At 59.9% G+C, this 24,597-nt stretch carries 30 protein-coding genes; 16 read left to right on the forward strand and 14 right to left on the reverse strand.

The genetic code is table 11. The features are described 5' to 3' along the window. Positions 1-76 precede the first annotated feature (76 nt). Positions 77-883, reverse strand: coding sequence for a TatD family hydrolase (locus tag CAF87_RS02935; protein ID WP_085730567.1), 807 nt, complete (start codon positions 881-883; stop codon positions 77-79). Positions 884-1,119: 236 nt separating this feature from the next. On the opposite strand from CAF87_RS02935, the gene CAF87_RS02940 reads away from it, so the two are divergent. The 3 genes from CAF87_RS02940 to CAF87_RS02950 all read left to right on the forward strand — a co-directional run bounded on the left by CAF87_RS02940 (position 1,120) and on the right by CAF87_RS02950 (position 3,642). After that, complete coding sequence (locus CAF87_RS02940; RefSeq protein WP_085730568.1) at positions 1,120-2,541, forward strand: transglycosylase SLT domain-containing protein; 1,422 nt, start codon at positions 1,120-1,122, stop codon at positions 2,539-2,541. Between the two features lie 107 nt (positions 2,542-2,648). Then, entirely contained in the window at positions 2,649-3,083 is a 435-nt protein-coding gene (locus tag CAF87_RS02945; RefSeq protein WP_007950955.1) for a DoxX family protein, read from the forward strand. Between the two features lie 250 nt (positions 3,084-3,333). Then, the gene (locus tag CAF87_RS02950; protein ID WP_085730569.1) at positions 3,334-3,642 is read left to right on the forward strand and encodes a hypothetical protein; all 309 of its coding nucleotides are present in this window, start codon (positions 3,334-3,336) and stop codon (positions 3,640-3,642) included. 3 nt (positions 3,643-3,645) lie between these two features. Here the strand turns inward: CAF87_RS02950 and greB are convergent, their stop codons facing one another. Genes greB through CAF87_RS02965 form a run of 3 tightly spaced genes read right to left on the reverse strand, consistent with a single transcriptional unit; the run spans position 3,646 to position 7,365 of the window. Next, positions 3,646-4,143, reverse strand: a complete 498-nt coding sequence (greB, locus tag CAF87_RS02955) for a transcription elongation factor GreB (protein ID WP_003226818.1) — start codon at positions 4,141-4,143, stop codon at positions 3,646-3,648. Positions 4,144-4,177: 34 nt separating this feature from the next. Then, positions 4,178-6,682 (reverse strand): ABC transporter permease, encoded by a 2,505-nt coding sequence (locus tag CAF87_RS02960; RefSeq protein ID WP_085730570.1) that lies wholly within the window; start codon positions 6,680-6,682, stop codon positions 4,178-4,180. Continuing rightward, entirely contained in the window at positions 6,682-7,365 is a 684-nt protein-coding gene (locus CAF87_RS02965) for an ABC transporter ATP-binding protein (protein ID WP_085730571.1), read from the reverse strand. The genes CAF87_RS02960 and CAF87_RS02965 overlap by 1 nt, the downstream gene beginning before the upstream one ends. A gap of 10 nt (positions 7,366-7,375) precedes the next feature. Here CAF87_RS02965 and CAF87_RS02970 point away from each other — a divergent pair, with 10 nt between their 5' ends. The 3 genes from CAF87_RS02970 to CAF87_RS02980 all read left to right on the forward strand — a co-directional run bounded on the left by CAF87_RS02970 (position 7,376) and on the right by CAF87_RS02980 (position 9,455). Next, the gene (locus CAF87_RS02970; RefSeq protein WP_085730572.1) at positions 7,376-7,981 is read left to right on the forward strand and encodes an arylesterase; all 606 of its coding nucleotides are present in this window, start codon (positions 7,376-7,378) and stop codon (positions 7,979-7,981) included. A 57-nt stretch (positions 7,982-8,038) separates the two neighbouring features. Then, positions 8,039-8,332, forward strand: coding sequence for a hypothetical protein (locus CAF87_RS02975; protein WP_003226812.1), 294 nt, complete (start codon positions 8,039-8,041; stop codon positions 8,330-8,332). A gap of 151 nt (positions 8,333-8,483) precedes the next feature. Next, the gene (locus CAF87_RS02980; RefSeq protein WP_085710772.1) at positions 8,484-9,455 is read left to right on the forward strand and encodes a L,D-transpeptidase family protein; all 972 of its coding nucleotides are present in this window, start codon (positions 8,484-8,486) and stop codon (positions 9,453-9,455) included. 123 nt (positions 9,456-9,578) lie between these two features. Here the strand turns inward: CAF87_RS02980 and oprI are convergent, their stop codons facing one another. After that, positions 9,579-9,830: an outer membrane lipoprotei OprI gene (oprI, locus tag CAF87_RS02985; RefSeq protein WP_003183784.1), complete on the reverse strand. Its 252-nt coding sequence runs from the start codon at positions 9,828-9,830 to the stop codon at positions 9,579-9,581. 636 nt (positions 9,831-10,466) lie between these two features. Here oprI and CAF87_RS02990 point away from each other — a divergent pair. Further along, positions 10,467-10,748, forward strand: a complete 282-nt coding sequence (locus CAF87_RS02990; RefSeq protein ID WP_007955658.1) for a GNAT family N-acetyltransferase — start codon at positions 10,467-10,469, stop codon at positions 10,746-10,748. Between the two features lie 70 nt (positions 10,749-10,818). Here the strand turns inward: CAF87_RS02990 and CAF87_RS02995 are convergent, their stop codons facing one another. Next, complete coding sequence (locus tag CAF87_RS02995) at positions 10,819-11,895, reverse strand: 3-deoxy-7-phosphoheptulonate synthase (protein ID WP_011335309.1); 1,077 nt, start codon at positions 11,893-11,895, stop codon at positions 10,819-10,821. 145 nt (positions 11,896-12,040) lie between these two features. Then, entirely contained in the window at positions 12,041-12,469 is a 429-nt protein-coding gene (locus tag CAF87_RS03000; protein WP_085730573.1) for a PilZ domain-containing protein, read from the reverse strand. Between CAF87_RS03000 and CAF87_RS03005 the strand changes: the two genes are divergently transcribed. The 5 genes from CAF87_RS03005 to cysB all read left to right on the forward strand — a co-directional run bounded on the left by CAF87_RS03005 (position 12,468) and on the right by cysB (position 16,434). Next, positions 12,468-12,854 carry a co-chaperone YbbN gene (locus tag CAF87_RS03005; protein ID WP_085730574.1) on the forward strand — a complete coding sequence of 129 codons (387 nt, stop codon included), beginning with the start codon at positions 12,468-12,470 and terminating at the stop codon, positions 12,852-12,854. The two genes, CAF87_RS03000 and CAF87_RS03005, sit on opposite strands and share 2 nt — an antisense overlap. Next, a complete protein-coding gene (locus CAF87_RS03010) occupies positions 12,851-13,807 on the forward strand; it encodes a putative 2-dehydropantoate 2-reductase (RefSeq protein WP_170929620.1) in 957 nt (318 codons plus the stop codon). Before CAF87_RS03005 ends, CAF87_RS03010 begins: the two co-directional genes overlap by 4 nt. 32 nt (positions 13,808-13,839) lie before the next feature. Continuing rightward, positions 13,840-14,745, forward strand: coding sequence for a 5'-nucleotidase (locus CAF87_RS03015; RefSeq protein ID WP_085730576.1), 906 nt, complete (start codon positions 13,840-13,842; stop codon positions 14,743-14,745). Between the two features lie 98 nt (positions 14,746-14,843). Further along, the gene (locus CAF87_RS03020) at positions 14,844-15,347 is read left to right on the forward strand and encodes a universal stress protein (RefSeq protein ID WP_085730577.1); all 504 of its coding nucleotides are present in this window, start codon (positions 14,844-14,846) and stop codon (positions 15,345-15,347) included. 112 nt (positions 15,348-15,459) lie between these two features. Next, the gene (gene cysB / locus CAF87_RS03025) at positions 15,460-16,434 is read left to right on the forward strand and encodes an HTH-type transcriptional regulator CysB (protein ID WP_085700020.1); all 975 of its coding nucleotides are present in this window, start codon (positions 15,460-15,462) and stop codon (positions 16,432-16,434) included. An 8-nt stretch (positions 16,435-16,442) separates the two neighbouring features. Here cysB and CAF87_RS03030 read toward each other — a convergent pair whose 3' ends face one another. Continuing rightward, on the reverse strand, positions 16,443-16,925 hold the full coding sequence (locus CAF87_RS03030) for a GreA/GreB family elongation factor (RefSeq protein WP_085730578.1): 483 nt from the start codon (positions 16,923-16,925) through the stop codon (positions 16,443-16,445). 2 nt (positions 16,926-16,927) lie between these two features. Beyond that, the gene (locus tag CAF87_RS03035; RefSeq protein ID WP_085730579.1) at positions 16,928-17,335 is read right to left on the reverse strand and encodes a hypothetical protein; all 408 of its coding nucleotides are present in this window, start codon (positions 17,333-17,335) and stop codon (positions 16,928-16,930) included. Between the two features lie 124 nt (positions 17,336-17,459). Here CAF87_RS03035 and earP point away from each other — a divergent pair, with 124 nt between their 5' ends. Next, positions 17,460-18,602 (forward strand): elongation factor P maturation arginine rhamnosyltransferase EarP, encoded by a 1,143-nt coding sequence (gene earP, locus CAF87_RS03040; protein WP_085730580.1) that lies wholly within the window; start codon positions 17,460-17,462, stop codon positions 18,600-18,602. 48 nt (positions 18,603-18,650) lie between these two features. Beyond that, positions 18,651-19,220, forward strand: coding sequence for an elongation factor P (locus tag CAF87_RS03045; protein WP_003226785.1), 570 nt, complete (start codon positions 18,651-18,653; stop codon positions 19,218-19,220). A gap of 65 nt (positions 19,221-19,285) precedes the next feature. Here CAF87_RS03045 and CAF87_RS03050 read toward each other — a convergent pair whose 3' ends face one another. The 4 genes from CAF87_RS03050 to CAF87_RS03065 all read right to left on the reverse strand — a co-directional run bounded on the left by CAF87_RS03050 (position 19,286) and on the right by CAF87_RS03065 (position 22,537). After that, entirely contained in the window at positions 19,286-20,299 is a 1,014-nt protein-coding gene (locus CAF87_RS03050) for an alpha/beta hydrolase (RefSeq protein WP_085730581.1), read from the reverse strand. A gap of 33 nt (positions 20,300-20,332) precedes the next feature. Next, on the reverse strand, positions 20,333-20,752 hold the full coding sequence (locus CAF87_RS03055; RefSeq protein ID WP_034155242.1) for an organic hydroperoxide resistance protein: 420 nt from the start codon (positions 20,750-20,752) through the stop codon (positions 20,333-20,335). Between the two features lie 280 nt (positions 20,753-21,032). Next, a complete protein-coding gene (locus CAF87_RS03060) occupies positions 21,033-21,497 on the reverse strand; it encodes a MarR family winged helix-turn-helix transcriptional regulator (RefSeq protein ID WP_085730582.1) in 465 nt (154 codons plus the stop codon). 83 nt (positions 21,498-21,580) lie between these two features. Continuing rightward, a complete protein-coding gene (locus CAF87_RS03065) occupies positions 21,581-22,537 on the reverse strand; it encodes a LysR family transcriptional regulator (RefSeq protein ID WP_085730583.1) in 957 nt (318 codons plus the stop codon). 112 nt (positions 22,538-22,649) lie between these two features. On the opposite strand from CAF87_RS03065, the gene CAF87_RS03070 reads away from it, so the two are divergent. After that, on the forward strand, positions 22,650-23,399 hold the full coding sequence (locus tag CAF87_RS03070) for a sulfite exporter TauE/SafE family protein (RefSeq protein WP_170929619.1): 750 nt from the start codon (positions 22,650-22,652) through the stop codon (positions 23,397-23,399). Here the strand turns inward: CAF87_RS03070 and CAF87_RS03075 are convergent. After that, a complete protein-coding gene (locus CAF87_RS03075) occupies positions 23,389-24,243 on the reverse strand; it encodes a LysR substrate-binding domain-containing protein (protein ID WP_007955701.1) in 855 nt (284 codons plus the stop codon). The genes CAF87_RS03070 and CAF87_RS03075 overlap by 11 nt on opposite strands. A gap of 97 nt (positions 24,244-24,340) precedes the next feature. Here CAF87_RS03075 and CAF87_RS03080 point away from each other — a divergent pair, with 97 nt between their 5' ends. Next, entirely contained in the window at positions 24,341-24,556 is a 216-nt protein-coding gene (locus CAF87_RS03080) for a DUF1127 domain-containing protein (protein ID WP_085607148.1), read from the forward strand. The last annotated feature ends 41 nt before the right edge of the window (positions 24,557-24,597 follow it).

The following is a 24,597-nucleotide window of genomic DNA, read 5'->3' on the forward strand; positions in this document are numbered from 1 at the left end:
CAAGGTGCCAGCATTGTGCCGCTACGCAGGGCTTCGGAACTTGATGTGCATCAACAAGTGATGCATTCGACTGGGCTTAGGGCAGGGCAGGCAAACCGTAGAACGCCCGGGCGCAGGCGGTGGTATGGGCCGCCAGATCTTCCTCGGTCTCGCCCCGATGCAACGCTACTTCACGCAGCACTTCGGTCAGATACGCCGGCTCGTTTCGTCCGTTCTTCGGTTTTGGGCGCAGAGTGCGCGGCAGCAGGTAAGGCGCATCGCTTTCCAGCATCAGGCGACCCCGTTTGATCTCTTTCACCAATGGATGCAAATGGGTGCCACGACGCTCATCGCAAATCCAGCCGGTGATGCCGATATGCAGGTCGAGGTCGAGGTAACTGAACAGCGCTTTCTGTTCGCCGGTGAAGCAATGCACCACGGCGGCAGGCAATTGATCGCGGAAATCACGGAGAATTTCCAGCAGGCGCTGGCTGGCGTCACGCTCGTGGAGGAACACCGGCAATTGCAGTTCCACAGCCAGGGCCAGATGCTCTTCGAGGACTTTTTCCTGCTGCGGGTGCGGCGAGAAATCGCGGTTGAAATCCAGCCCGCATTCACCCACCGCCACCACTTTCGATTCCTTCAGCAGAGCGCGCAGACGCCGTGCGCTGTCGGCGTTCCAGTCACTGGCCGAATGCGGGTGAATACCGGCGGTGGCGAACAGTCGCTGCCCGTCCGAATCCAGTTGCTGGCACAGTTCCAGCGCCTGTTCGCTGCCCTCGACGCTGGTGCCGGTCAGCACCAGTTGGCAGACCCCGGCAGCATAGGCGCGGTCGAGTACGGCCTGGTGTTTGTCGGCGAAACTGGGGTTGGTCAGGTTGACGCCGATATCGATGAGTTGCATGGTGCTACCTCGGGCCGAAGGCCGGAAAGCATATCAGAGCAGTAGATTTAAAAGAAAAACCAAGAACTACAACGGCTTATGGCTGTCTGTTGAGGCCGCGAGGCAACACGGGGTGGTGCAGTTGCCATCACTGTGCCAGTCTCTCGCACTTTATCAGCGCTCCAGGCGCTCTGTTTTCGTCGGTGTTTTGCGACCGTTCAGCGGCAAAAACGCCCCGTATTCTTTCCGGAGAGTGGATGATTCGTCCCTCGGTTTTGCTCCTGCTGTGTGGTTCGTTGCTGCTGCCGATGACGGCGGTCGCGCGCTTGCCCGGGCCGCTGCAAGCCGTGCCGGCCGCCAAGGTCCGCGACCTGACCGAGATCCGCAACAGCCGTGTGTTGCGGGTGCTGGTCAACCAGAGCCGCAACAGCTCTGGCGAAGTCCAGGGCCAGACCATCGGCGTCGAATATCACCGTTTGCGCGCCTTCGAGCAGTACCTCAATGGCCACGCACGCGACGGCCAGGAAATTTCCCTCAAGATCATTCCCAAAGCCAAGGATCAATTGCTCGGCGCGTTACAGCGTGGCGAAGGCGATCTGGTGGCGCCGGGTGAATTGCTCGACCTGCAACCGGGTCATGCAGTCGCCAGCAGCGAGCCGATTGCCAGTAATGTGCCGCTGGTGCTGGTCGGCATCAAGGGGGAGAAGCGCTACACCAAGGTCGAGCAACTCGCCGGCAAGACCCTGGCGCTGCCCACCGGCAGTGCGGCGGGGGAGGCGGTCAGTCAGCTCAACCAGAAACTGGCGCTGCACAAACTGGCGCCGATCAAGATCGAATGGGTCGATCCTACGTTGGCGGTCGAGGACGTGCTGGAAATGGTCCAGGGCGGGATCTTCCACCTGACCATCGTCGAGCAACCGATTGCCGAACGCTGGGGCAAGATCCTGCCCAAACTGCGATTCGACCGGCAGTTGATGATCAGCGAACCGGGCGAGGAATACTGGTTCGTGCGACGCGATGCCTCGATGCTGCGGGCGAGCATCGACCGCTTCCTGACTGGCTACAAGACGCCTTCGAATGAAGACGCAGCGTTTCTGCGGATTTACCGTCGTCTCTATCAAGTTCACTATCCATTGGCCAAAGCTGACCGCCAGCGCCTGGAAAAACTGCGTCCGACCCTGCAAAAGCATGCCGAAGCGCAGAACATGGACTGGCTGAACCTGGCTGCGCTGGCGTTCAAGGAATCGGCGCTGCAACCCAGTGCACGCGGTGGCGGCGGGCCGACCGGGCTGATGCAGATCACGCCGTCCGCCGCGCAGCGGGTCGGCGTCAACAATATCCAGAATCTCGATGCGAATGTGCAGGCAGGGGCCAAGTACCTGGCGATGATCCGCCGCAAGTTCTTCAACAGCCCCAAGCTCAACGAGCGCGAGCGCATGGCGTTCACCCTGGCTGCCTACAACATCGGCCCGGAACGTGTGCAGGGCATGCGCGCCGAGGCGCGGCGCCGTGGGCTGAACCCGAACCAGTGGTTCTTCCAGGTCGAGCGCATCGCCATGGAGCAGGTGGGAATGGGAGCCGTCAGCTATGTTAATAGCGTGAACAAGTATTACTTGGCGTTCGACCGGGAGCGGGAGTCGTTGGAGCCCGCAGGGCAAAAAGTGGTCTCACGCAAATGATCTAATAAATTGATTGTTATGGCGGATTTTTTGCGCTTTTAACATGAAATTAACTGATTAATATAGCGGCCAACCAACAAGCACTTCTGACAACAAGGAAACGCAACATGAGCTCTCTGATCAACAAGGTCCTGTTCACCCGCGCCGGCTACGGTCTGACCATTCTGCGCATTGCCGTCGGCGTGATCTTCGCCGCCCACGGCTCGCAGAAACTCTTTGGCCTGTTCGGTGGCTACGGTCTGGCAGGCACCGCGCAATACATGGAAAGCATCGGTCTGACCCCGGGTTATCTGATGGCCACCCTGGCCGGCGGCACCGAGTTCTTCGCCGGTCTGGCGCTGATCATCGGCCTGCTGGTGCGCCCGGCGGCACTGGGTCTGACCTTCCTGTCGCTGGTGGCCATCTTCACTGTGCATATCAGCAACGGTCTGTTCATGGCCAACAATGGTTACGAGTTCGCCCTGGCTCTGCTCGGTGGCAGCCTCGCGGTGCTGATCGAAGGTGCTGGCAAGCTCTCGGTGGATCGCGCCATCGCCGGTTGAAGGCTCTGGCTCAAGCAAAAGGCCCGCATTGTGCGGGCCTTTTTTGTTGCGGCTGATTCTTGACACTGGCCGGTCACGTTCTCTAGGATGCCGCTCATGCGCCGATTTAAACAGCTACTTGCGGGGCGCCAGGTGACTATTCTCAAGTTGCCGTCAGAAGCCGGAACAGGGCTTCGAAATACCGCTAAAGCGCTGGTTCGGTGTTGCCTCTCACCTGCCATGCAGACTTTTGAGGCAGAGACACGACACGATGAATGCACTTCGCCCTCCAGCACGTCCCGCGCCGATCACGGCACATGTCACCCAGCGCAATCCAAAAATCCTGCTTGGCGGCAAACACCAGCCGACGCTGTTGCGTTATCTCGATGGCTGGCCACGTCGCAGCGGCGGTCCTGCCGCCTTCCTGATCCAGTTTGTTGAAGACGGCGAGTCGCTGGCGCGTTTTGCCGATGACAGTTTCGACCTGGCGGTGATCCAGTCGCCCAGCGCTGAAGACGCCCCGGAAATGATCCGTCAACTGACCCGCGTTGCCCGCCAGGGTCTGATTGCCCGGCGCTGAGTGTCAGGGATAGTCGATCGCCACGATGTAAACGAATTGCTCGCCGGTTGGCGTCTGGACCCGTACTTCGGCGTCCAGCGCCTTGCCGATCAATGCTCGTGCCAGCGGCGAGTCGATGCTGATCAGGCCCAGCTTCAGATCCAGCTCGTCCGGGCCGACGATGCGGTAGCGCGACTGCTTGCCGTCTTCATCTTCGATGGTCACCCAGGCGCCAAAGTAGACCTTGTTCGGATCGCTCGGTTTTTCGCTGACGACTTTCAAGGCCTCAAGGCGCTTGGTGAGAAAACGTACACGACTGTCGATCTCGCGCAGCATCTTCTTGCCGTAGGTGTACTCGGCATTCTCCGAACGATCGCCCTGAGCCGCCGCTTCGCTGACCGACTGCGTCACCTGCGGGCGGCGTACGTGCCACAACTCATGGAATTCGGCGCGCATCCGCGCTTCACCTTCGGGGGTGATCAGCGCGGTGCCAGCGGTGCGGGGAGGGCGATAACGGCTCATGGCAACTTCTTGTGATATTGAGGGCTGGAGTCTATCAACCCTCGCGCAGCACTGTCAGCGGGCTCGCATTCAGTGCCCGACGGGTGCCGAACACGCCGGCGCCACCGATCAGGGCCGCGCCGATCAACGGCAGGACCAGCAACCATGGATGCGGATGCCAGGGCAGGTCGAATGCGAAGCGATACAACACCAGACTCACCACTTCCGAACCGATGGCCGCCAGCAACCCGCTGACCGCACCAAGCAGGCCGAACTCGATCCGCCGTGCCTTGACCAGCAACTGCCGTTCCGCCCCCAGCGCACGTAATAGCGCGCCCTGGCGAATGCGTTCATCCAGAGTTGCCTGCAACCCGGAAAACAGCACCGCCATACCGGCCGCCAACACAAACAACAACACGTACTCCACCGCCAGGGTGACCTGAGCGAGGATGCTGCGCAGCTGTTCGAGCAAGGCTTCGACCTGCAGGATGGTCACCGCCGGAAACGCCCGCGACAGCTCGACAATCTGCTGATCGTGGCCGGGGGCCAGATAGAAGCTGGTGAGGTAGGTCGCTGGCAGATCCTTCAAGGTGCCAGGCTGGAAGATCATGAAGAAGTTCGGCTGGAAGTTGTCCCAGTTGATCTCCCGCAGGCTGGTGACCTTCGCTTCGCGATTCACTCCGCCAACGGTGAACACCAGATGATCGCCGAGCTTGAGCTTGAGGCTTTCAGCGACCTTGCCTTCCACTGACACACCGGGCACATCGTCCTGTGGCTGATCTTTCCACCACTCACCGGCGGTGAGCTTGTTGCCTGCTGGCAGGTCGGTGGCCCAGGTCAGGCTCAGGTCGCGCTGGATCGCCCGGTCACCGGCGGAATCCTTGCTGACGATTTGCTGCACCGCTTCGCCGTTGATGCTGATCAGTCGTCCCGGCACCACCGGATACAACGGCGCAGCCTGGGCCGAGACGTTGATGAGGTGATCGGTGAAGGCCTGTTTGTCCGCAGGCAGGATGTTCAGGGCGAAATAGTTGGGGGCGTTTTTCGGCAGCTGGTTTTGCCAGGTGTCGAGCAATTCGCCGCGCAGCAGCGCAATCAAAGCCATGGACAGCAAGATCAGACCGAATGCCAGCGACTGTCCGGCCGCTGCCAACGGATGACGCAGCAACTGACCGAGGCCGAGACGCCATGGCAACGAAGCACGAGCCAATAGGCGACGCAGACTGTTGAGCAGCAACAACAGCAACCCACCCAGCACGAGCGCGGCGACCACACCACCGCCGAGCAGGGCAAAGGTCAACAGCAGATCCAGGCTCAGACGCCACATGATCAGCCCGAGCGCACCGAGTGCCGCGCCGTAGACCATCCAGGTGCTCGACGGAATCGGCAGCATGTCCCGACGCAATACTCGCAGTGGCGGTACGCGACCCAATGCGGCCAGTGGCGGCAGGGCGAAACCGGCCAGCGCCACCAGCCCGGTGCCGATCCCGGCCAATGCGGGCAGCAAGCCACCCGGCGGTACATCGGCCGGCAGCAGATCATGCAGCAGCGCAAACAATCCCAACTGAGCAAGCCAGCCGAGCAGGGCGCCGCTGAGGCTGGCGAACAGGCCAAGCACTGCCAGTTGCAGGCTGAACAGCACCATGGCTTCCCGGCGAGACAAACCGAGGCAACGCAACAGCGCACTGGCATCGAAACGGCGGCTGGCGAAGCGATTCGCCGACAACGCCACGGCCACGCCTGCCAGCAGCACGGCGACCAGACTGGCCATGTTCAGATAACGCTCGGCCTTGCCCAGTGCGCCGCCAATCTGCCGGTTGCCGTCGCGGGCATCCTGAATTCGCTGGTTGGCGGCAAGCCCCGGTTTGATCAGTTGGCGATAGGTTTCCAGCGCATTGGGTTCGCCGCGCCACAATTCGCGGTAGCTCACCCGGCTACCGGGCTGGACCACGCCAGTCGCGGCGAGGTCCTCGAGGTTGATCAGTACCCGTGGCGTCAGGCTGTAAAAGTTGCCGGCACGATCCGGTTCGTAAGTCAGCACCCTTGTGAGCTTCAACGTCTTCATGCCGACGTCGATGCTGTCGCCGATCTTAAGGTCCAGCGCCGTGAGCAGACGCGATTCGACCCAGGCTTCTCCCGGCTGTGGTTCGCCGCCTGATTCTTCGGCAGCGAACGGCGCTGGTGCACTTTTCAGCTCACCACGCAACGGATAGGCGCGGTCGACGGCCTTGATGCTCGACAACTGAATGCCGTTGTCGGTGGCGATGACGCTGGAGAATTCAACGATCTGCGCATGGTCGAGGCGTAGCTCGGTGCCACTCTTGATTTGCTCGGTTCGGGCGGGAGAGCTGCCTTCGAGCACCAGGTCCGCGCCAAGAAACTCGGTGGCGCGCAAGGTCATGGCGCCATTCAGGCGAGCCCCGAAGTAGCCGATGGCGGTACTCGCCGCCACGGCCACCAGTAAGGCAAAGAACAGCACCCGCAACTCCCCGGCACGGGCATCGCGCATAAGTTGGCGCAGGGCAAGGCTGAACAGGCGCAACAGCGGCAGACGTGCCATCAAGGCTCCAGAGGGGCGACCAACAGGCCGGCTTCAAGTCGGATCAGGCGCCTGCAGCGATGGGCCAGGCGTTCATCGTGGGTCACCAGCACCAGGGTGGTGCCGCGTTCCTTGTTCAGTTCGAACAGCAAATCGCTGATGCGCTCGCCGGTGTGGCTGTCGAGGTTGCCGGTGGGTTCGTCGGCGAACAGCACGTCAGGTTCGGCGGCGAAGGCCCGGGCAATGGCGACACGCTGCTGCTCGCCACCGGAGAGCTGGCGCGGCGAGTGCGTCAGGCGCTGACCGAGGCCAACCCGTTGCAGCAATTCCGTGGCGCGACCGCGGGCATCTTTGCGGCCATCGAGCTCCAGCGGCAGCATGACGTTTTCCAGGGCGTTGAGACTGTCGAGCAACTGGAACGACTGAAACACGAAACCCACATGTTCGGCACGAATGCGCGCGCGTTGGTCTTCGTCGAGATTGCTCAGGGACTGGCCCGCGAGAATGACTTCGCCGCTGCTTGGCAGGTCAAGGCCGGCGAGCAGGCCGAGCAGGGTGGATTTGCCGGAGCCAGACGCGCCGACGATGGCCAGGCTGTCGCCCTTGTTCAGTTCCAGGCTGAGTTCGTGCAGGATGGTCAGTTCACCTTCCGCGCTGGGAACCACTTTGCTAAGGTTCTTCGCGGTGAGAATGCTTGCGCCCATGGAGAATCCGATGCGTGTGTGGTTTTTGAGTGCTGGCCTGGCCTTGATGTGCATGGCCCAGAACGCAGCGGCGGGTACAGTCCTGATCGTTGGCGATAGTATCAGCGCCGGTTTCGGACTGGATACCCGGTTGGGGTGGGTGTCGTTGCTCGAGCAGCGGCTCAAGTCCGAAGGTTTTGACGATAAAGTGGTCAACGCCTCCATCAGCGGTGACACCAGTGCCGGAGGCCAGGCGCGGCTGCCGGCGCTGCTTGCAGAGCATAAGCCGGAGCTGGTGATCCTCGAGTTGGGCGGCAACGATGGCCTGCGCGGAATGCCGCCCACGCAATTGCAACAAAATCTTGCTTCGATGATCGACAGCTCCCGTCAAAGCGGTGCCAGGGTGCTGCTGCTTGGCATGCAACTGCCGCCCAATTACGGCAAGCGCTACACCGATGCCTTTGCACAGGTCTACGGCAAGCTGGCCGAGGAGAAAAAGATTCCGCTGGTGCCGTTTTTCCTCGAGGGCGTGGGTGGGCACCCGGACTTGATGCAGGCCGACGGTCTGCACCCGGCAGCCGGGGCTCAGGGCAAGTTGCTGGAAAATGTCTGGCCGACGCTAAAACCGCTGTTATGAGGCTTTTCTAGCGGCAGGCTTTCGGCTAATGTGGCGCCCCCTTATTTGGAGCCCCCGATGCCGCGTCCTGCCTGGTCCCTGTTTGCCTACCAACTGATCGAGCCTGACGAACAGCTGGATCTGTTCGCCTGCCAGGAAGTGCGGGTGCATCTGGTGACCCGTCAGTTGGAGCTCGGTGGCTCGGCCGACCGAACCCTGTGCGGCAGCCTGTTGCCGGCGCAACCGCGCTGGTCGAGCGTGGATCGTCGAGTGTTTCAGGATCAGCGTCTGTGTTCGCTGTGCCGGGCCATTCTCGAATCGCAGAAGCGTGGAACCTCACCGATCTGGCCTGAGCTACGTTTCGAGCTTTAAGCGCAAACATCTTCCGAACACAGCCCGAGCTGGCGGTGGCTTCAATTATGAAGAGTTCTGCCTGCCCATCGGCGTATCTCCCCGAATCCCCGAGGCGCGGTGTACAATCGCGTTCTTATCACCCTTGTCGATCTTGCGAAGGATTCTCCGGATGTTGCCGCGTTTTCCTGCCGTCACCCGCTGCCTGTCTCTTGCCGCCCTGTGTGTGGCCGGTCCCGTTGCCGCACTGGAGTTTCCCCTGCCACCACCTGGTGAAGACATCATCGGCCAGGTGCAGGTGATCAAGGCCAAGTACGAAGACACCTTTGCCGATCTGGGCACCACCTACGATCTGGGCTATTCGGAAATGGTCGCGGCCAACCCGGGCGTCGATGCCTGGCTGCCGGGCGCCGGCACCGAAGTGGTCCTGCCGACCCGCTTCATCCTGCCGCCAGGCCCGCGTGAAGGCATCGTGATCAACCTCGCCGAGTACCGCCTCTACTACTATCCGAAAGGCCGGAACGTGGTGTACACCTTCCCGCTGGGTATCGGTCGCGAAGGCTGGGGCTCGCCGATCGCCCACACCACGATCACCGCCAAGACGCCAAACCCGACCTGGACACCGCCAGCCTCGATCAAGGCCGAACACGCCGCCGATGGCGATCCGCTGCCGAACGTAGTGCCAGCCGGTCCGGACAACCCGCTGGGCCCGTTCAAGTTCACCTTGGGCACCCCGGGCTACCTGATCCACGGTTCGAACAAGAAGTTCGGTATCGGCATGCGCACCAGCCACGGCTGCTTCCGCATGTTCAACAACAATGTGCTGGAAATGGCCAGCATGGTACCGGTGGGCACGTCGGTACGAATCCTCAACGATGCGTACAAGTTCGGTCGCAGTGGCGGCAAGATCTACCTGGAAGCGCACACGCCGATCGACGACAAGGGCAACCCGTCGGTGGTCGACAAGCACACCGCCGTGATTAACGCGATGCTCAAGCGTGAAGACATCACCAACAATCTGCGCATGAACTGGGATGTGGTGCGTGATGTGGTGGCGGCCGAAGATGGCCTGCCAACCGAAATCGGCACACCGAACACCTCGGCGCCGATCGTCTCCAGCGCACCGATCGATTTGCAGCAGTAAGCCGATAAAAAGAACCCGCCGATGTCTTCGCATCGGCGGGTTTTTTATTGCATGAAGAAAATTTCAGGCAAAAAAAAGCCGACCCGAAAAACGGGTCGGCTTGATAACAATCCCGAAGGACTATTACTTGCGGCTAGCTTTTTCCAGCATGCGCAGAGCACGCTCGTTAGCTTCGTCAGCAGTCTGTTGTGCTTTTTGAGCAGCAGCCAGAGCTTCATCAGCTTTACGGTAAGCTTCGTCTGCACGAGCCTGGGAGCGAGCAGCTGCGTCTTCAGTAGCGGTCAGACGTGCTTCGGTTTCTTTCGATGCGCTGCTGCAACCGGTAGCCAGAACTGCGGCCAGAGCCAGAGCAGAGAATTTCAGAACGTTGTTCATCGTGTTCCCCTTCAAGGACTTTCAATTAAGTGGCTGTCTCCTCCGATTGAGGAAATAGCCGGCGTACATACTACCCATTACTTGTAGTAAGTAAACTGACGTAAGGCAAGAAGCAAAAAAAATTGTAGGCGTTGATTCTTTTTCGAGCAACTTTTAACTGGATTGTATAAAAAATATTCAGCTGCAAGGCCCGAGCTGAGCGAGTTAATGAGAAAAAGTTCCCGTCGTCCAGTGCTGTTTTGCAGGTAGTGGCTAGAGTCTGTCTATATGGATTCGTCCACACTTTTGTTGCGATTTTGTGCAGCGTCTCACCTATCTTTGTCCATGTTCAGGTGACTTTAAAAAAACGGGCACGTCTTAAGTCTCAACATCCGGCGATGTTCAGCCTTTCGGTTCGGGACGAGCGTCTCCCGAGCCGAACCTGAGTCCACCGGAACTGCCCCATCAATCAGCATGATGACGAGCGTGCCTTGAGCATTTTCGTCATTGGTGCCTACTATTTGATACGTGCTCGGGTTGCACGAGAACGGTGCAGTTCTTCTCGGTGTCCATCAGGCACAGGGTGGCGTAGATGTTCCTTCGCCGGGAAAACATCGGTAAGGTAGGGGTCGAATCAAAGACCCGCGAGGAGTAGTGATGAGCGAGGCGTTGTCCATCCACCATGACCAGGCTGGTCATCAGTTCGAGACCAATGTGGACGGTCATCGTGCCTACCTGACCTATATGGATCTGGGGAAACAGACCCTGGATATCTACCGCACCTTCGTGCCCAACGCATTGCGTGGCCGAGGTATCGCGGCAGCTCTGACCGAGCGGGCGCTGCAGTACGCCGATGAAATGGGCTACACGGTCATCCCGTCGTGCTCCTACGTGGAGCGCTACATGGAGCGTCATCAGCGGCGCACCGCCAAGATCTGACTGACCTCACACCACACACAAAAAAACGCCGGGCAATCCCCGGCGTTTTTTTATGCCTGCGAAACGGCTGTCAGCCGCGCTGACGTTTCGGCAGTACATCCTTGAGCTTGGCGTGCATGCTGCGAAGAGTGTTTTCGGTGGCCGACCAGTCGATGCAGGCATCGGTGATCGAGACGCCGTATTGCAGGTCGGCGAGGTCTTTCGGAATCGCCTGGCAACCCCAGTTCAGGTGGCTCTCGACCATCAGACCGATGATCGACTGGTTGCCTTCGAGGATCTGGTTGGCGACGTTCTCCATCACCAGTGGTTGCAGGGCCGGATCCTTGTTGGAGTTGGCGTGGCTGCAATCGACCATGATGTTCGGCTTGATCTTCGCCTTGTTCAGCGCCTGTTCGCACAGGGCGACGCTGACCGAATCGTAGTTCGGCTTGCCATTGCCGCCGCGCAGTACCACATGACCGTAGGCGTTGCCCTTGGTGGTGACGATCGACACGCCACCTTCCTGGTTGATGCCCAGGAAACGGTGCGGGCTGGAAACCGACTGCAAGGCGTTGATTGCCACAGTCAGGCCGCCGTCGGTGCCGTTCTTGAAACCGACCGCCGAGGACAGGCCGGAAGCCATTTCGCGGTGGGTCTGGGATTCGGTGGTCCGTGCGCCGATGGCCGACCAACTGATCAGATCCTGCAGATACTGCGGGGAGATCGGGTCGAGGGCTTCGGTGGCGGTTGGCAGGCCTTTCTCGGCCAGATCCAGCAGCAACTGGCGACCGATGTGCAGACCGTCCTGGATCTTGAACGAGTCATCCAGGTACGGGTCGTTGATCAGGCCTTTCCAGCCGACAGTGGTCCGCGGTTTTTCGAAGTACACGCGCATGACCAGATACAAGGTGTCCGACACTTCCGCCGCCAGCACTTTCAGGCGATCGGCGTATTCGTGGGCAGCCTTGATGTCGTGGATCGAGCAGGGCCCGATGACCACGAACAAACGGTGGTCGGTGCCATCGAGAATGTTGCGGATGACTTCGCGACCCTTGGTGACGGTGCGCAGGGCAGCGTCGCTCAGAGGGATATCACGCTTGAGCTGATCGGGAGTGATCAGGGTCTCGTTGGAGGCGACGTTCAGGTCGTTGATCGGTAAATCAGCCATCGTTTACTCGTCAGGTCACGGGTGCCGGCCGCCAGCGATCCCCGCGCGGCGGAGCACAGCAGATTTAAGCGCGTCGGGGAGCGGAACCTTATCGCGTTAGACGCCTGCTAGACAATGGGCAAGTCACTGTTCAGTCCAGCTCTGGTTACGCAAAAGCCTTGCGAACGCTGTCGTGGGAGAACTCTTCGGCGTGCTGCTCGACCCATTGCAGCGCTCGCGCCTGGATATCCTGCAGGTCATCGTGGGCATCATTGATCCGGCAATAACGCTCGATCTGACACACCTGCTCACCCATTCGCGCGCTGAACAGTGTCTGCTCATCGGTGAACGCAATGCCCACCAGATAGCCTTTTTTACGGCGCAGGCACCAGGCTACATAGCCCGGATAGGCGAAGTCGGCATTGAGTGTGGGCATGCGCACTTGCAGCGCGGTGCCATGGCGCCAGGCACGGTGGTAATTGCAAGCGATGCCGCCGAGGCTGATAGTGTGCAGCTGTTGCCGCGAAATACACTCAGGTTTGAGCAACGTTAATTCGACGGGCACATCATCCGGATGAGGAATAAACCGTCCCATGAGCACAGACTCCCTGTGTCGGCCATCTGACATTGTTTCCCCCAGTATAGTGTTCGAATCTGAACTGACCGATTTCGACGCCGACCAACGGCTGCTGGCGATGAGCGGCGTTTCGCTGGTGATCTTCACCAGTGCCGGCTGCACCCGTTGCCGTTATGCCCGCGAGGTGTTGCCGGGGCTGAATCTGGCAGTCGATCGCGTGTGCTGGATCGACGCTGGCAACAACGGCGGGCTGGTCGAGCGTTATCAGGTCTTTCATTTGCCGGCGTTGTTTGTGGTGCGCGACGGCGAGTTCTTTGGGGCAGTACATACGCGCTTGAACGCCACGGAGCTGAACGCAGCCGTGGCCCAGGTGCTGGGTCGAATTGCAGAGGAGTTGCCGTGATGGGAGCAGTGAATAAACCGGTCGTGGGGATTATCGGCACCGGCGCTATCGGAGGGTTCTACGGCTTGATGCTGGCCCGGGCCGGGTTCGATGTGCATTTTCTGCTTCGCAGCGAGTTTTCCGCCGTCGCCGAGCGTGGTTTGCAGGTGGACAGTGCGGTTCACGGCACGCTGACGCTGAATCCGGTGCAGGCTTATTCATCGGCAGAAGACATGCCGCCCTGTGACTGGTTGCTGGTCGGCGCCAAGACCACCAGCAATGCCGGGCTGGCGCCGTCGATCATTCAGGCGGCGAAACCCGACGCGAAAGTGCTGGTGCTGCAGAACGGCCTGGACGTCGAAGACGGTTTGCGGGCGTTGCTGCCCGATTCGCTGCACTTGCTGGGTGGCTTGTGCCTGATCTGCGTTCACCGGGAAGGCCCGGGCCATATCACCCACCAAGCGCTGGGGGCAGTCAACGTCGGTTATCACAGTGGCCCGGCAGCCGATGATGCGGCGCGCATGGCGATCGTCGAGGAGGGCGTCGGTCTGTTCCGCACTGCGGGCATCGATTCACAGGCAATGCCGAACCTGCATCAGGCGCGTTGGCAGAAACTGGTCTGGAACATTCCCTACAACGGTCTATCGGTGCTGCTCGGCGCGAGCACCACGCCGCTGATGGCCGATGCCGACAGCCGCATTCTGATTCAGGCGTTGATGGCCGAAGTGGTGCAGGGCGCCAAGGCCTGCGGTCATGACATGCCGCCCGGTTATGCCGGGTACCTGTTCATGATGACCGAGAAAATGCCCGACTATTGGCCGAGCATGTACCACGATTTTCTGCACAAGCGACCGCTGGAGCTGGATGCCATCTACGCTCGACCCTTGGCGGCGGCAAAAGCGGCAGGTTGCGAGCTGCCGCGCATCGAAGCGTTGTACCGCAGTTTGCGTTTCATCGACCGGCGTAACACCTGAGTCGGTTTCTTGAGGGGATTTGGGGGGAAGGCATGGCCAAGAACATCGATGACAAACTGGTGCTGGCGATTTCGTCCCGTGCCCTGTTCGACCTGAGCGAGAGTCACAAGGTATATCTGTCGAGCGGTGTCGAAGCCTATCGGCAATATCAGATCGAGCACGAAGACGAAATCCTCGCGCCGGGCGATGCCTTTCCGCTGGTGGAAAAACTGCTCAACCTCAACAGCCGCCTCGGCCGTGCCCGGGTCGAGGTGATTCTGGTGTCGCGCAACAGTGCCGACACCGGCCTGCGGGTGTTCAACTCAATTGACCATTATGGTCTGGCGATTTCCCGCGCAGCGTTCGTCGGCGGGCGCAGTCCTTATCCTTATCTGAAGGCGTTCGGTTGCGACCTGTTTCTTTCCACCCACGCCGAAGACGTGCGCTCGGCGCTGGACAACGGCTTTGCGGCGGCGACCATCCTTTCCGGTGGCGCCAGCCGTGCGGCCAGCGATGAATTGCGCATTGCCTTCGACGGCGACGCGGTGCTGTTTTCCGACGAGTCGGAGCGGGTTTATCAGTCCGGAGGCCTCGAAGCCTTTCAGGCCAAGGAGCGCGAATCCGCTCGCGAGCCATTGCGTGGCGGGCCGTTCAAGGGCTTCCTCGCAGCGCTCAATCTATTGCAGCGTGAGTTCCCGGACGATAACTGCCCGATCCGCACCGCACTGGTCACCGCGCGTTCGGCACCGGCTCACGAGCGGGTAATCCGTACCTTGCGTGAGTGGGACATCCGTCTGGACGAGTCGCTGTTTCTGGGCGGACTGACCAAATCGGCGTTCCTCGAAGCGTTCGCTGCGGACGTGTTTTTCGACGATCAGGCCGGTCACTGCGAGCTGGCCCGGGAGGTGGTTGCCACCGGCCATGTCCCCCACGGCATCAGCAACGAACCGGCGGTCTAAAGCCCTCGTGGTTCAAGACGTTGCGTCGCACGTCGTACTCGCCAAGGCACTGCTAAGCTGAATCAAATCTCCGCCATGTTGGCTTGCGAGGAGGTCATATGATTCGTTCGATGCTGTATGCCACTGACCTCGGTCTGTACGCACCGTTAGTGATGCAGCATGCCCTGGCGATGGCGCGAATCTTCAATGCCGACTTGTATGTGGTGCACGCGGTGGAGCCCATGGGGCTGTTTGCCGAGTCTGTGTTGCAGAGCTATCTCGACGAGCAGGCGTTGAACGAATTTCACAGTCAGGGTCTGAAAACTGTCATCGCCAATATCGAGCAGCGGGTGCTGGATAGTTTTCGCGAGGAACTGGGGGACGAAGGCGAACAGGATCTGCTGCGGATTCGTGCGGTGCGTGTGCTGCAGGGCGATCCGTCTCAGGTGATTCTCGACCAGGTACAGAAACTCTCCGTCGATTTGCTGATCGTAGGAAGTCACAGCCACGGGGTTGGGGCGGAAACACCGTTGGGGCGCACGGCGACTCGCTTGCTGCAGTTGTCCAAGGTGCCGGTTTACATGGTGCCGCTGGTGGAGCGTCGGCGTCGGGAGGATCGCTGAGGCGGGAATAATGGCGTTTTGATAAAAAGTTCTAGATTTATTCTTCAAACCATTAATATAGTTATATACCGTCGCTGATGCCCGTGGCGTCTACCTGCTTTGAGGGATTCATATGAAGCTTCAACAATTGCGCTACATCTGGGAAGTGGCGCACCACGACCTCAACGTTTCCGCTACAGCCCAAAGTCTCTACACCTCGCAACCGGGCATCAGTAAGCAAATCCGTCTGCTGGAAGACGAACTGGGCGTCGAAGTGTTCGCCCGCAGCGGCAAGCACCTGACCCGCGTCACCCCGGCCGGCGAGCGCATCATCACCACCGCCGGTGAGATTCTGCGCAAGGTCGAGAGCATCAAGCAGATCGCTCAGGAGTTCTCCAACGAGAAGAAAGGCACCCTGTCGATCGCCACCACTCACACCCAGGCACGTTACGCACTGCCGCCGGTGATCAGCAACTTCATCAAGCAATACCCGGACGTGGCACTGCACATGCACCAGGGGTCGCCGATGCAGATCGCCGAAATGGCCGCTGACGGCACCGTGGATTTCGCCATTGCCACCGAGGCGCTGGAACTGTTTGGCGATCTGGTGATGATGCCGTGCTACCGCTGGAACCGCTGCGTGGTCGTGCCTCAGGGCCACCCGCTGACCAAACTGCCGAAGCTGACCCTCGAAGCGCTGGCCGAATACCCGATCGTGACTTACGTGTTCGGCTTCACCGGTCGCTCGAAACTCGACGAGGCTTTCAGCCATCGTGGCCTGACGCCGAAAGTGGTGTTCACCGCCGCCGACGCCGACGTGATCAAAACCTACGTACGCCTGGGTCTGGGTGTCGGCATCGTGGCGAAAATGGCGGTCGATACCAAACTCGACAACGACCTGGTGGTGCTTGATGCCAGCGAGCTTTTCGAGTCCAGCGTGACCAAGATCGGTTTCCGTCGCGGCACTTTCCTGCGTGGTTTCATGTGCGACTTTATCGAGAAATTCGCGCCGCACCTGACTCGCGACGTCATGGCCAAGGCCATCCAGTGCCACAACAAGCAGGAACTGGAAGAACTGTTCGAAGGCGTCGAACTGCCCGTCCACTAAGCCCCTGTCTAGAGCACCTCGGTGACAGCGAACTGTTGCCGGGTGCCCGCCACCAGAATCTCCACCTCATCACCCTCGAACTTGCCCAGCAGGCTTTTGCCCAGCGGCGAGCGCGGGGTGATGACGGTGACCGGCTGACCGACCACGTCTACTTTCAGGCCCGCCGCATCCGGCGCCAGAAACAGCCATTGCTCGCGACCCTTCTCGTCTTCCAGACCGAGCAGGGTACCGATTTCAATCCCGCGTTGATCGTCATAGGCCCGCAGCGTCAGGTTCTGGCAGACCGCCAGTGCCTGGCGGATCTCCTCGACCCGTTTCGCTTGCCCGGCCGCCAGGTACGACGCCTCAAGCCCCAGGGTGTCGTACTTGTTTTCAGCGATGTTCTTTTCGTGGGTCGCGGTTTCGTATGCGGTTTGTGCCGCGCGCTCGGCGATGTCGAGGTCGACGCGCAGTTTGTCGAGAATCAGTTGGTGGACGGCGTACTTGTTCATGATCAATCGCAGAATTGCAGGACGTTGGCGCGGCTCTTTTCGCTCGGAGCAGTCTGATCCTGCTGGAGCCAGAACTGGCATTTCGGGTTCGACTGGTTGCGCGTGCTGCTGCGGGCCTGATCCAGGCGATTCTGCTGTTCGTTCTTGCGCAGGTTTTCTTCGTATTGTTCGAACAGACGGTTTTGCGGCTCGGATTCTGATTGTGGCTGGGTGGCCACCGGTGGCTTGCTCAGTTGTTGCACTGCATCCGCCACCGGTTGCAATTGACGGCTGAACAGTATTGAAGCGAGCCAGCAAGTCAGCGCAATGGCCAGAAAACCCAGCCACAGGCCCAGGGCAATGCTGCCGGTCAATTGCAGCGCGCTAAGCTGGACAGGCAAGGGGCGACGCGTATTGGGGCGATAGGGCATGGCTGCCTCCTGGCGGATGATTGCGGGCAAGTGGCGATTGTCGCACGAAGATTAATCGTCGTCGGCTCTTCTGCACGCAGACATTTATGCGGACAATCGTCGCTTTTGCCAACGGGAGTCTTGAATGCCGCAACCGAAAACCCGCTGGGACATCTTTTGTACCGTGGTCGACAACTATGGCGACATCGGGGTGACCTGGCGTCTGGCCCGGCAACTGGTGGCCGAGCATGCATTGGCGGTGCGGCTGTGGGTCGATGACCTGCGCGCGTTCGAACGGATTTGCCCGGAACTCGACATCAATCTCGACTCGCAATGGCAGCAGGGTGTCGAGGTCCGGCACTGGCCGGCAGAATGGCCGGAAACGGACGCCGCCGACGTAGTGATCGCGGCGTTCGCCTGCCAGTTGCCGGGTGTCTACATGGACGCCATGGCCGAGCGGATAACGCCGCCATTGTGGATTAACCTCGACTATCTCAGCGCTGAAGACTGGGTGGTCGGCTGTCACGGTCTGCCGTCGGTGAAGTACAAGTCCGTGCAGAAGATCTTTTTCTTCCCGGGGTTCCAGGCGGGCACTGGCGGGTTGTTGCGTGAAAGCGGATTGCTTGTGCGACGTCAGCGGTTTCAGCAGGATCCCGAGGCGCAACGACAATTCCTGCAAACACTGGGAGTTGTTACTGCGCCCGGTACGCAATTGATTTCGCTGTTCGCCTACGAGAATGCCGGACTCGCCAGTTGGCTGGATGTGCTTGCGGCAGACTCGACGCCCACTTATCTGCTGGTGCCGGAGGGACGGATTCTGGGTGATGTTGCACGCTGGCTCGGCGTTGAGTCGTTGACGGTCGGCGCAGTGCATGTCGATCGGTCACTGACCGTGCAGGTACTGCCGTTCGTCCGACAGGATCAATACGATCAACTGTTGTGGTGCTGCGATTTCAACGCAGTGCGCGGCGAAGACTCATTCGTACGGGCGCAATGGGCGGGGCGGCCGATGCTGTGGCACATCTATCAGCAGGACGAAGATATCCATCTGGACAAGCTCGATGCCTTCCTCGCGCTCTATGGAAAAGGTCTTTCGACTGAAGCTGCCGAGGCGATGAACGGTCTCTGGCGGGCCTGGAGTGCCGGGAAGCCTATCGGCGAGAACTGGCTTGAGGCCCGTAAATATTGGCCGGAACTGCAGGAAAATGCCGAAGCATGGTGTCTGGAACAGGCCTTGCAGGCCGATCTTGCGACGGCGCTGGTACAGTTTTACCGAAATTGGATATGATACGCGGCCTAGATTTTTGTAAATCCCATCCAAATTCGGATATTCGCAATGAAAACTGGTAAAGAACTCAAACCCGGTACCGTGATCCGTATCGACAACGATCCTTGGCTGGTTCAGAAAGCTGAATTCACCAAGTCGGGCCGTAACAGCGCGATCATGAAGACCAAGCTGAAGAACCTGCTGACCGGTTACAAGACCGAAACCGTTTACGGTGCGGACGACAAGCTGGACGACGTGATCCTGGACCGCAAAGAAGCGACCCTGTCCTTCATCAGCGGTGACACCTACACGTTCATGGACACCACTGACTACACCATGTACGAGCTGAACGCTGAAGACATCGAAAGCGTTCTGCCATTCGTGGAAGAAGGCATGACCGACGTTTGCGAAGCCGTGTTCTTCGAAGAGCGTCTGGTTTCCGTAGAGCTGCCGACCACCATCGTGCGTCAGGTTGACTACACCGAAGGTTCCGCTCGCGGTGACACTTCCGGCAAGGTGATGAAGCCTGCCAAACTGAAGAACGGTACCGAGCTGTCGGTTGCTGACTTCATCGAAATCGGCGACATGATCGAGATCGATACCCGCGAAGGCGGTTCCTACAAAGGCCGTGCTAAATAAGCACTGTTTTTTGCGGAAAGAAAAAGCCCGACCATTGAGTCGGGCTTTTTTGTATCTGATGAAAATTACTTCTTCAGATGCTGTTTCAGTTCTTCCGAAGCTTGCAGCATCGCCGAGCGCACCGCCGGTACCTGGCTGACCACGTTGAGCAAACCGTAGTCGTGGATCATGCCGTTGTAGCGCGCTGAAGTCACCGGCACCCCGGCTTCGTCGAGTTTTCGGGCGTAGGCTTCACCTTCGTCACGCAGCACGTCGGCCCCGGCGGTCTGCACCAGTGCAGGCGGCAGACCTTTCAATTGTGCAGTCGTGGCCCGCAGCGGCGAGGCGTAGATCTCGTTACGCTGGTTGGCGTCGGTGGTGTAGTTGTCCCAGAACCACTTCATCATGTTGCGGGTGAGGAAGTGCCCCTCGGCATATTGGTTATACGAACCAGTGTCGAAATTGGCATCGGTCACCGGCCACAGCAACACCTGGAGCTTGATTGCCGGCGTGCCTTTGTCTTTGGCCATCAAGGCGACGACTGCCGCCATGTTGCCGCCGACACTGTTGCCCGCCACCGCCAGACGCTTGCCGTCGACGTTGATCTCTTTGCCGTGTTCGGCCACCCACTTGGTTGCCGCGTAAGCCTGGTTGATCGCCACCGGGTAATGCGCTTCCGGCGAAGGGGTGTAGTTGACGAATACCGCCGCTGCCCCTGAGCCGACCACCAGATCCCGCACCAGACGTTCGTGGGTCGGGAAATCTCCCAGCACCCAGCCACCGCCGTGGAAGAACATGAACACCGGCAACTCATCCTTGACCCCGGCCGGACGGACGATGGTCAGGCTCAACGGTTGGCCATCGACCTGGATGGTCTTCTCGCTGACATCGGCTTTGGGCAGCGTCAGTTTGACCCCGGACTGCGCGCCCGTCAGTACGGCGCGGGCGTCTTTGGGCGTCATCTGTTCCATCGGTTTGCCGGTGCCGGCGTTCAGCACATCGAGGAACGCCTGGGTGTTGTGTTCAACCTCCCCGGCAAATGCGCTGTGGATGGACAGAGCGAGAAGAGTACCGGTCAAGACTTTGCTGAAAGTGTTCATGTTCATTTCCTGTTCGGGCCTGGGTGTCAGTGATTACACGGTGACGTGCAGGCGTACATCGACATTGCCACGGGTGGCGTTGGAGTACGGGCAAACCTGGTGAGCCGCGTCGACCAGACTTTGCGCGTCAGCCTGTTCCAGGCCTGGAAGGCTGATGTGCAGGTCGATGTCCAGACCGAAACCGCCAGGAATCTGGCCGATACCGACGTGAGCGGTGATCGAGGCGTCGTCCGGGATTTTGCGTTTGGTCTGGCTGGCGACGAATTTCAGCGCGCCGATGAAGCAGGCCGAGTAGCCGGCAGCGAACAGTTGCTCAGGGTTGGTAGCTGCGCCACCGGCACCGCCGAGTTCTTTCGGGGTGGCCAGTTTGACGTCGAGAATGTTGTCGCTGGAGATCGCACGACCGTCACGGCCGCCAGTGGAGGTTGCGATTGCGGTGTAGAGAGTTTGCATGGTGTGAGCCTCATTAAGTGTGGTTTGTTGCGCTAATTGTTTGCGCGCTAACTAGGTGCGAAGTAAATGTACTGCTCTAATATTTAGTGCGCAAGATAAATTTTTGAAGAAGAACTGAATCGAAACGTGGTTCAGGCTGGGATGAGATCCCAAGCTTTTGATATGAAAGGTTTTTATGAAGGAAAAGCGAGAGGAAAAAAATTTTTCGGGAGAGAGGGCAATCACAGAAAGGTGAGGTTTCCCTGTAGGTGCGAGGCTGCACTACAGGGAAGAGTGAGGCTTAGGTGAGGCTATCCTGCAAATGACCACGCAAGGCCTGCAACTCGGCTTGCAGGTTTTGCAGGCGCTCCAGCGTGAAGCCACTGGCCCCCAGAATGCATTGCGGAACGGATCGGGCCTTGTCTTTCAGCGCGCGGCCCTGTGCAGTAAGTTCGACGATCACCACCCGTTCATCCTCGCGGCTGCGGGTTCGGCTCAGCAAGCCTTCACCTTCCAGGCGCTTGAGCAGCGGGGTCAGCGAACCCGGATCGGTCAACAGTCGGGTGCTGATTTCCCCGACGGTCAAGCCATCCTTTTCCCACAGCACCATCATCGCCAGATATTGCGGATAGGTCAGGCCAAGCGCTTGCAGCAGCGGCTTGTAGACCTTGGTCATCATCAGCGAAGTGGAATGCAGGGCGAAGCAGGCCTGATTGTCGAGCAGCAGGTCTTCGCAGTGATCGGAGGTGTCGCGGTCGTTGGTCATGTCGGTGCCTTGAACGGTGATACCGATGAATCTAGCGCTCGAATCTTTAATGCGCCAGACAATTATGGCCGGTGGCGAATCGGTCAATGCCGGCCCAGTTCTCGTTGCAGTGCCAGATCCCACGGCGGCACGGGGCTGAAACGGGTCTTGAGGTATTCCAGCAGCAGGCGGCTGCGGGAGCTGGCTTGCTGTTCCAGCCGCAGCGCGTAGATGCCTGTGCTCTCCGGTTTCGGCAAGCCGTTTTCACAGAACAGCGGCAGCAACTCACCATGCAACAGGTATTCGCTGGCCAGCCAGGTAGGCAAATGCGCGATCCCGAGTCCCGCAAGTGCACCGCAGACCAACGCCTCGGCGTTGTTGGCGCTCATGCGCACCCTCGCCGGGCGGTGCAACTGCATCTGCCCGGCCTGCTCGAAACGCCAGGCGAAAGGTGGGGCGAGGCCGTCCCAATCGAGGCCGTCATGCTCGCTCAATTGCGCGGGCTCGCCCGGCACGCCTCGACGCTTCAGGTAGTCGGGGCTGGCGCAGGCAATGCGCACGATGCTCGCCAATGGTGTGGCCACCAGGCGAGTGTCAGCCATCTGTCCGGCACGCAGCACCAGATCGACCTTGCCCAGGTTCGATCCGTCCATGTCGACGAAGCTGTCTATCAGGTGCAGTTGCACGTCGAGTCCCGGATACAGCACCAGAAAATCGGCAATCACCGGGGCCAAATGCCGACGCCCGAATGCCGCCGGCGCATCCACCCGAATCAAGCCTTCCGGCGCGCTGCTCAGAGACACCGCTTCAGCCCGGGCCAGTTGCAACTCCGCCACGATGCGCCGTGCCCGTTCGGCAAACGCAAGACCGGCCGGCGTGGCGCGCACCGCATGCGTGCTGCGGATGAACAACTGGCTGCCGACAGCACTTTCCAGACTGTCGATGCGCCGGGCGACGGCCGATGGCGTCAGCGGATGCCGGCGCGAGGCGGCGGAAAAGCTGCCGCTCTCCAGCACATCGAGAAACAGCCCAAGTTGTTCGGTCAATTGATTGGGATTCATGAATCGGCTCAGTGCCTATGCGAATTTGGCATAGCCATTGTGCGTTGCTGTGCGTTTCCGTGCCAGCGCCGACTGCGTAGGATGAGTTGCCTGACGTATGAGGAATTCTGCTGTGATCGAGTTTTTGCTGTACCTGTTGTTTGGCGCCGCACTTGGCACTCTGGGTGGGATCTTCGGAATCGGCGGCGGCTTGATTGCCATTCCGCTGTTGGGCGTGTGGTTCGGGCTCGATCAACAGATCGCCCAGGGCACGGCGCTGGTGATGGTGGTGCCGAACGTGATGCTGGCACTGTGGCGTTATCACCAGCGCAACCGCATCGAACTCAGACACGCGTTGCCACTGGCGGTGATGGGATTCTGTTTCGCGTGGATCGGCTCGATCTGGGCCGTGGGCATCGACGCGCAAACGATGCGTATCGGATTTGTCGCGTTCCTCGTGGCGTTGTCGGCCTACAACCTGGTGCGCATGTTCGGCGCGCGTCCGGCAGCGACATCCGAGATGCGTTATTCATGGCCGTGGCTGGGCGTGCTCGGCGCGGCGTCCGGCACCATGGGCGGTCTGTTCGGTGTCGGTGGGGCAGTGGTGGCGACGCCTGTGTTGACCAGTCTGTTCGGCACCACTCAGGTGGTCGCTCAAGGCCTGTCGCTGGCGCTGGCATTGCCCAGCACCGGTGTGACGCTGGTGACGTACGCGGTGCATCACGAAGTGGACTGGATGATCGGCCTGCCGCTGGCCGTTGGCGGGCTGGCCAGCATCAGTTGGGGCGTGAAAGTGGCCCACGCGATGCCGGAAAAACTCCTGCGCGGGCTGTTCTGCGGCTTCCTGGTGCTGTGTGCGGTGATGCTCGCCTTTAAAGTTTGAAGCCTTCGACGATGTGCTCGGCCAGGCATTCGGTGATCGGCGACGGATTGTTCAGGTTGCGGATCAGCATGATGCTGGCCTCGGGCAACAGCGGCAGATCTTCGGCGGCCCCGAGAATCCGCAGGTCCGGGGTGATCAGGCTTTCCAGCTGCGCGGTGATCGCCAGACCCGCGCTCACCACCGCCATCAACGCCGACAGGCTGGTGCTGTTGTAGGCAATCCGGTATTCGCGGCCCATCGCGTCCAGCGCGTTGCAGGCCCACAGGCGACAGAAACAATCACTGTTGAACATCGCCAGCGGCAACGGCGTCTGTTCGTGGGCGCTGAAATTCTGCGCCTCGGCCCAGACAAAGCGCTCCTTGCGCAGCAACTGGCCAATCTCGTTGCCCGGCTCGCGGGTGACGATCGACAGATCCAGGTCCGTGCGTTGCAGCAACTGTTTGGTCGACTCGCAGTGCACTTCAATCTGGATCAGCGGATAGAACTGGGCGAAACGCGACAGGATCCCCGGCAGAAACCGCATCACGTAATCGTCCGGCGTGCCGATCCGCACCGTGCCGACCATGTGCGGCTCGCGCAGGGTGTTGAAAACTTCGCTGTGCAATTTCAGGATGCGCCGCGCGTAACCGAGCAACACTTGGCCCTCGGCAGTGAGGCGCACCTGACGTCCGTCGCGCTCGAACAACTGGCGCTGCAACACGTCCTCTTCCAGACGCTTCATCTGCATGCTCACCGCCGACTGAGTGCGGTTGACCATTTCGCCGGCGCGGGTAAAACCTCCCTGATCGGCAATTGCGACAAAGGTGCGTAGAACATCGGTATCGATACTGGGGTACGCCGACAATTGATGAATCTCCGTGATGCATGCCATCAGAAACATTCGTTGGATTGATCGTAGCCCCAGCGCGAGACTTGAGCCATCCCTAAAGGAGGGCAACACGATGAAAGGTCAAAAACTGTATGTGAGCGATGAAAGAGTGCCGGTCCATCTGATTTCCGATCTGCTGCACAAGTTTAGCCGCTGGTACGAACTTCACCGTGAACGCGAGCTGCTCGCCAGTCTGAGCGACGAGGCTTTGAAGGATATCGGGGTCAGCCGTGCCGATGTCGAGCATGAAGCGATTCGGCCGTTCTGGGACGATCCGATGCATAAATGATGAGGCCACCGCTACACAAACCATCTTGCAGTGAGGTAGGT

This window comes from Pseudomonas sp. R38(2017) (assembly GCF_002112395.1).
In the GTDB taxonomy this organism is placed as follows: Bacteria; Pseudomonadota; Gammaproteobacteria; order Pseudomonadales; family Pseudomonadaceae; genus Aquipseudomonas.

Bases quoted from the DNA above. Each gene is read 5' to 3' on its own strand.
- CAF87_RS02935 (WP_085730567.1), bottom strand. From the start codon at position 883: ATGCAACTCATCGATATCGGCGTCAACCTGACCAACCCCAGTTTCGCC.
- CAF87_RS02940 (WP_085730568.1), top strand. From the start codon at position 1,120: ATGATTCGTCCCTCGGTTTTGCTCCTGCTGTGTGGTTCGTTGCTGCTG.
- CAF87_RS02945 (WP_007950955.1), top strand. From the start codon at position 2,649: ATGAGCTCTCTGATCAACAAGGTCCTGTTCACCCGCGCCGGCTACGGT.
- CAF87_RS02950 (WP_085730569.1), top strand. From the start codon at position 3,334: ATGAATGCACTTCGCCCTCCAGCACGTCCCGCGCCGATCACGGCACAT.
- greB (WP_003226818.1), bottom strand. From the start codon at position 4,143: ATGAGCCGTTATCGCCCTCCCCGCACCGCTGGCACCGCGCTGATCACC.
- CAF87_RS02960 (WP_085730570.1), bottom strand. From the start codon at position 6,682: ATGGCACGTCTGCCGCTGTTGCGCCTGTTCAGCCTTGCCCTGCGCCAA.
- CAF87_RS02965 (WP_085730571.1), bottom strand. From the start codon at position 7,365: ATGGGCGCAAGCATTCTCACCGCGAAGAACCTTAGCAAAGTGGTTCCC.
- CAF87_RS02970 (WP_085730572.1), top strand. From the start codon at position 7,376: ATGCGTGTGTGGTTTTTGAGTGCTGGCCTGGCCTTGATGTGCATGGCC.
- CAF87_RS02975 (WP_003226812.1), top strand. From the start codon at position 8,039: ATGCCGCGTCCTGCCTGGTCCCTGTTTGCCTACCAACTGATCGAGCCT.
- CAF87_RS02980 (WP_085710772.1), top strand. From the start codon at position 8,484: ATGTTGCCGCGTTTTCCTGCCGTCACCCGCTGCCTGTCTCTTGCCGCC.
- oprI (WP_003183784.1), bottom strand. From the start codon at position 9,830: ATGAACAACGTTCTGAAATTCTCTGCTCTGGCTCTGGCCGCAGTTCTG.
- CAF87_RS02990 (WP_007955658.1), top strand. From the start codon at position 10,467: ATGAGCGAGGCGTTGTCCATCCACCATGACCAGGCTGGTCATCAGTTC.
- CAF87_RS02995 (WP_011335309.1), bottom strand. From the start codon at position 11,895: ATGGCTGATTTACCGATCAACGACCTGAACGTCGCCTCCAACGAGACC.
- CAF87_RS03005 (WP_085730574.1), top strand. From the start codon at position 12,468: ATGAGCACAGACTCCCTGTGTCGGCCATCTGACATTGTTTCCCCCAGT.
- CAF87_RS03000 (WP_085730573.1), bottom strand. From the start codon at position 12,469: ATGGGACGGTTTATTCCTCATCCGGATGATGTGCCCGTCGAATTAACG.
- CAF87_RS03015 (WP_085730576.1), top strand. From the start codon at position 13,840: ATGGCCAAGAACATCGATGACAAACTGGTGCTGGCGATTTCGTCCCGT.
- CAF87_RS03020 (WP_085730577.1), top strand. From the start codon at position 14,844: ATGATTCGTTCGATGCTGTATGCCACTGACCTCGGTCTGTACGCACCG.
- cysB (WP_085700020.1), top strand. From the start codon at position 15,460: ATGAAGCTTCAACAATTGCGCTACATCTGGGAAGTGGCGCACCACGAC.
- CAF87_RS03030 (WP_085730578.1), bottom strand. From the start codon at position 16,925: ATGAACAAGTACGCCGTCCACCAACTGATTCTCGACAAACTGCGCGTC.
- CAF87_RS03035 (WP_085730579.1), bottom strand. From the start codon at position 17,335: ATGCCCTATCGCCCCAATACGCGTCGCCCCTTGCCTGTCCAGCTTAGC.
- earP (WP_085730580.1), top strand. From the start codon at position 17,460: ATGCCGCAACCGAAAACCCGCTGGGACATCTTTTGTACCGTGGTCGAC.
- CAF87_RS03045 (WP_003226785.1), top strand. From the start codon at position 18,651: ATGAAAACTGGTAAAGAACTCAAACCCGGTACCGTGATCCGTATCGAC.
- CAF87_RS03050 (WP_085730581.1), bottom strand. From the start codon at position 20,299: ATGAACACTTTCAGCAAAGTCTTGACCGGTACTCTTCTCGCTCTGTCC.
- CAF87_RS03055 (WP_034155242.1), bottom strand. From the start codon at position 20,752: ATGCAAACTCTCTACACCGCAATCGCAACCTCCACTGGCGGCCGTGAC.
- CAF87_RS03060 (WP_085730582.1), bottom strand. From the start codon at position 21,497: ATGACCAACGACCGCGACACCTCCGATCACTGCGAAGACCTGCTGCTC.
- CAF87_RS03065 (WP_085730583.1), bottom strand. From the start codon at position 22,537: ATGAATCCCAATCAATTGACCGAACAACTTGGGCTGTTTCTCGATGTG.
- CAF87_RS03080 (WP_085607148.1), top strand. From the start codon at position 24,341: ATGAAAGGTCAAAAACTGTATGTGAGCGATGAAAGAGTGCCGGTCCAT.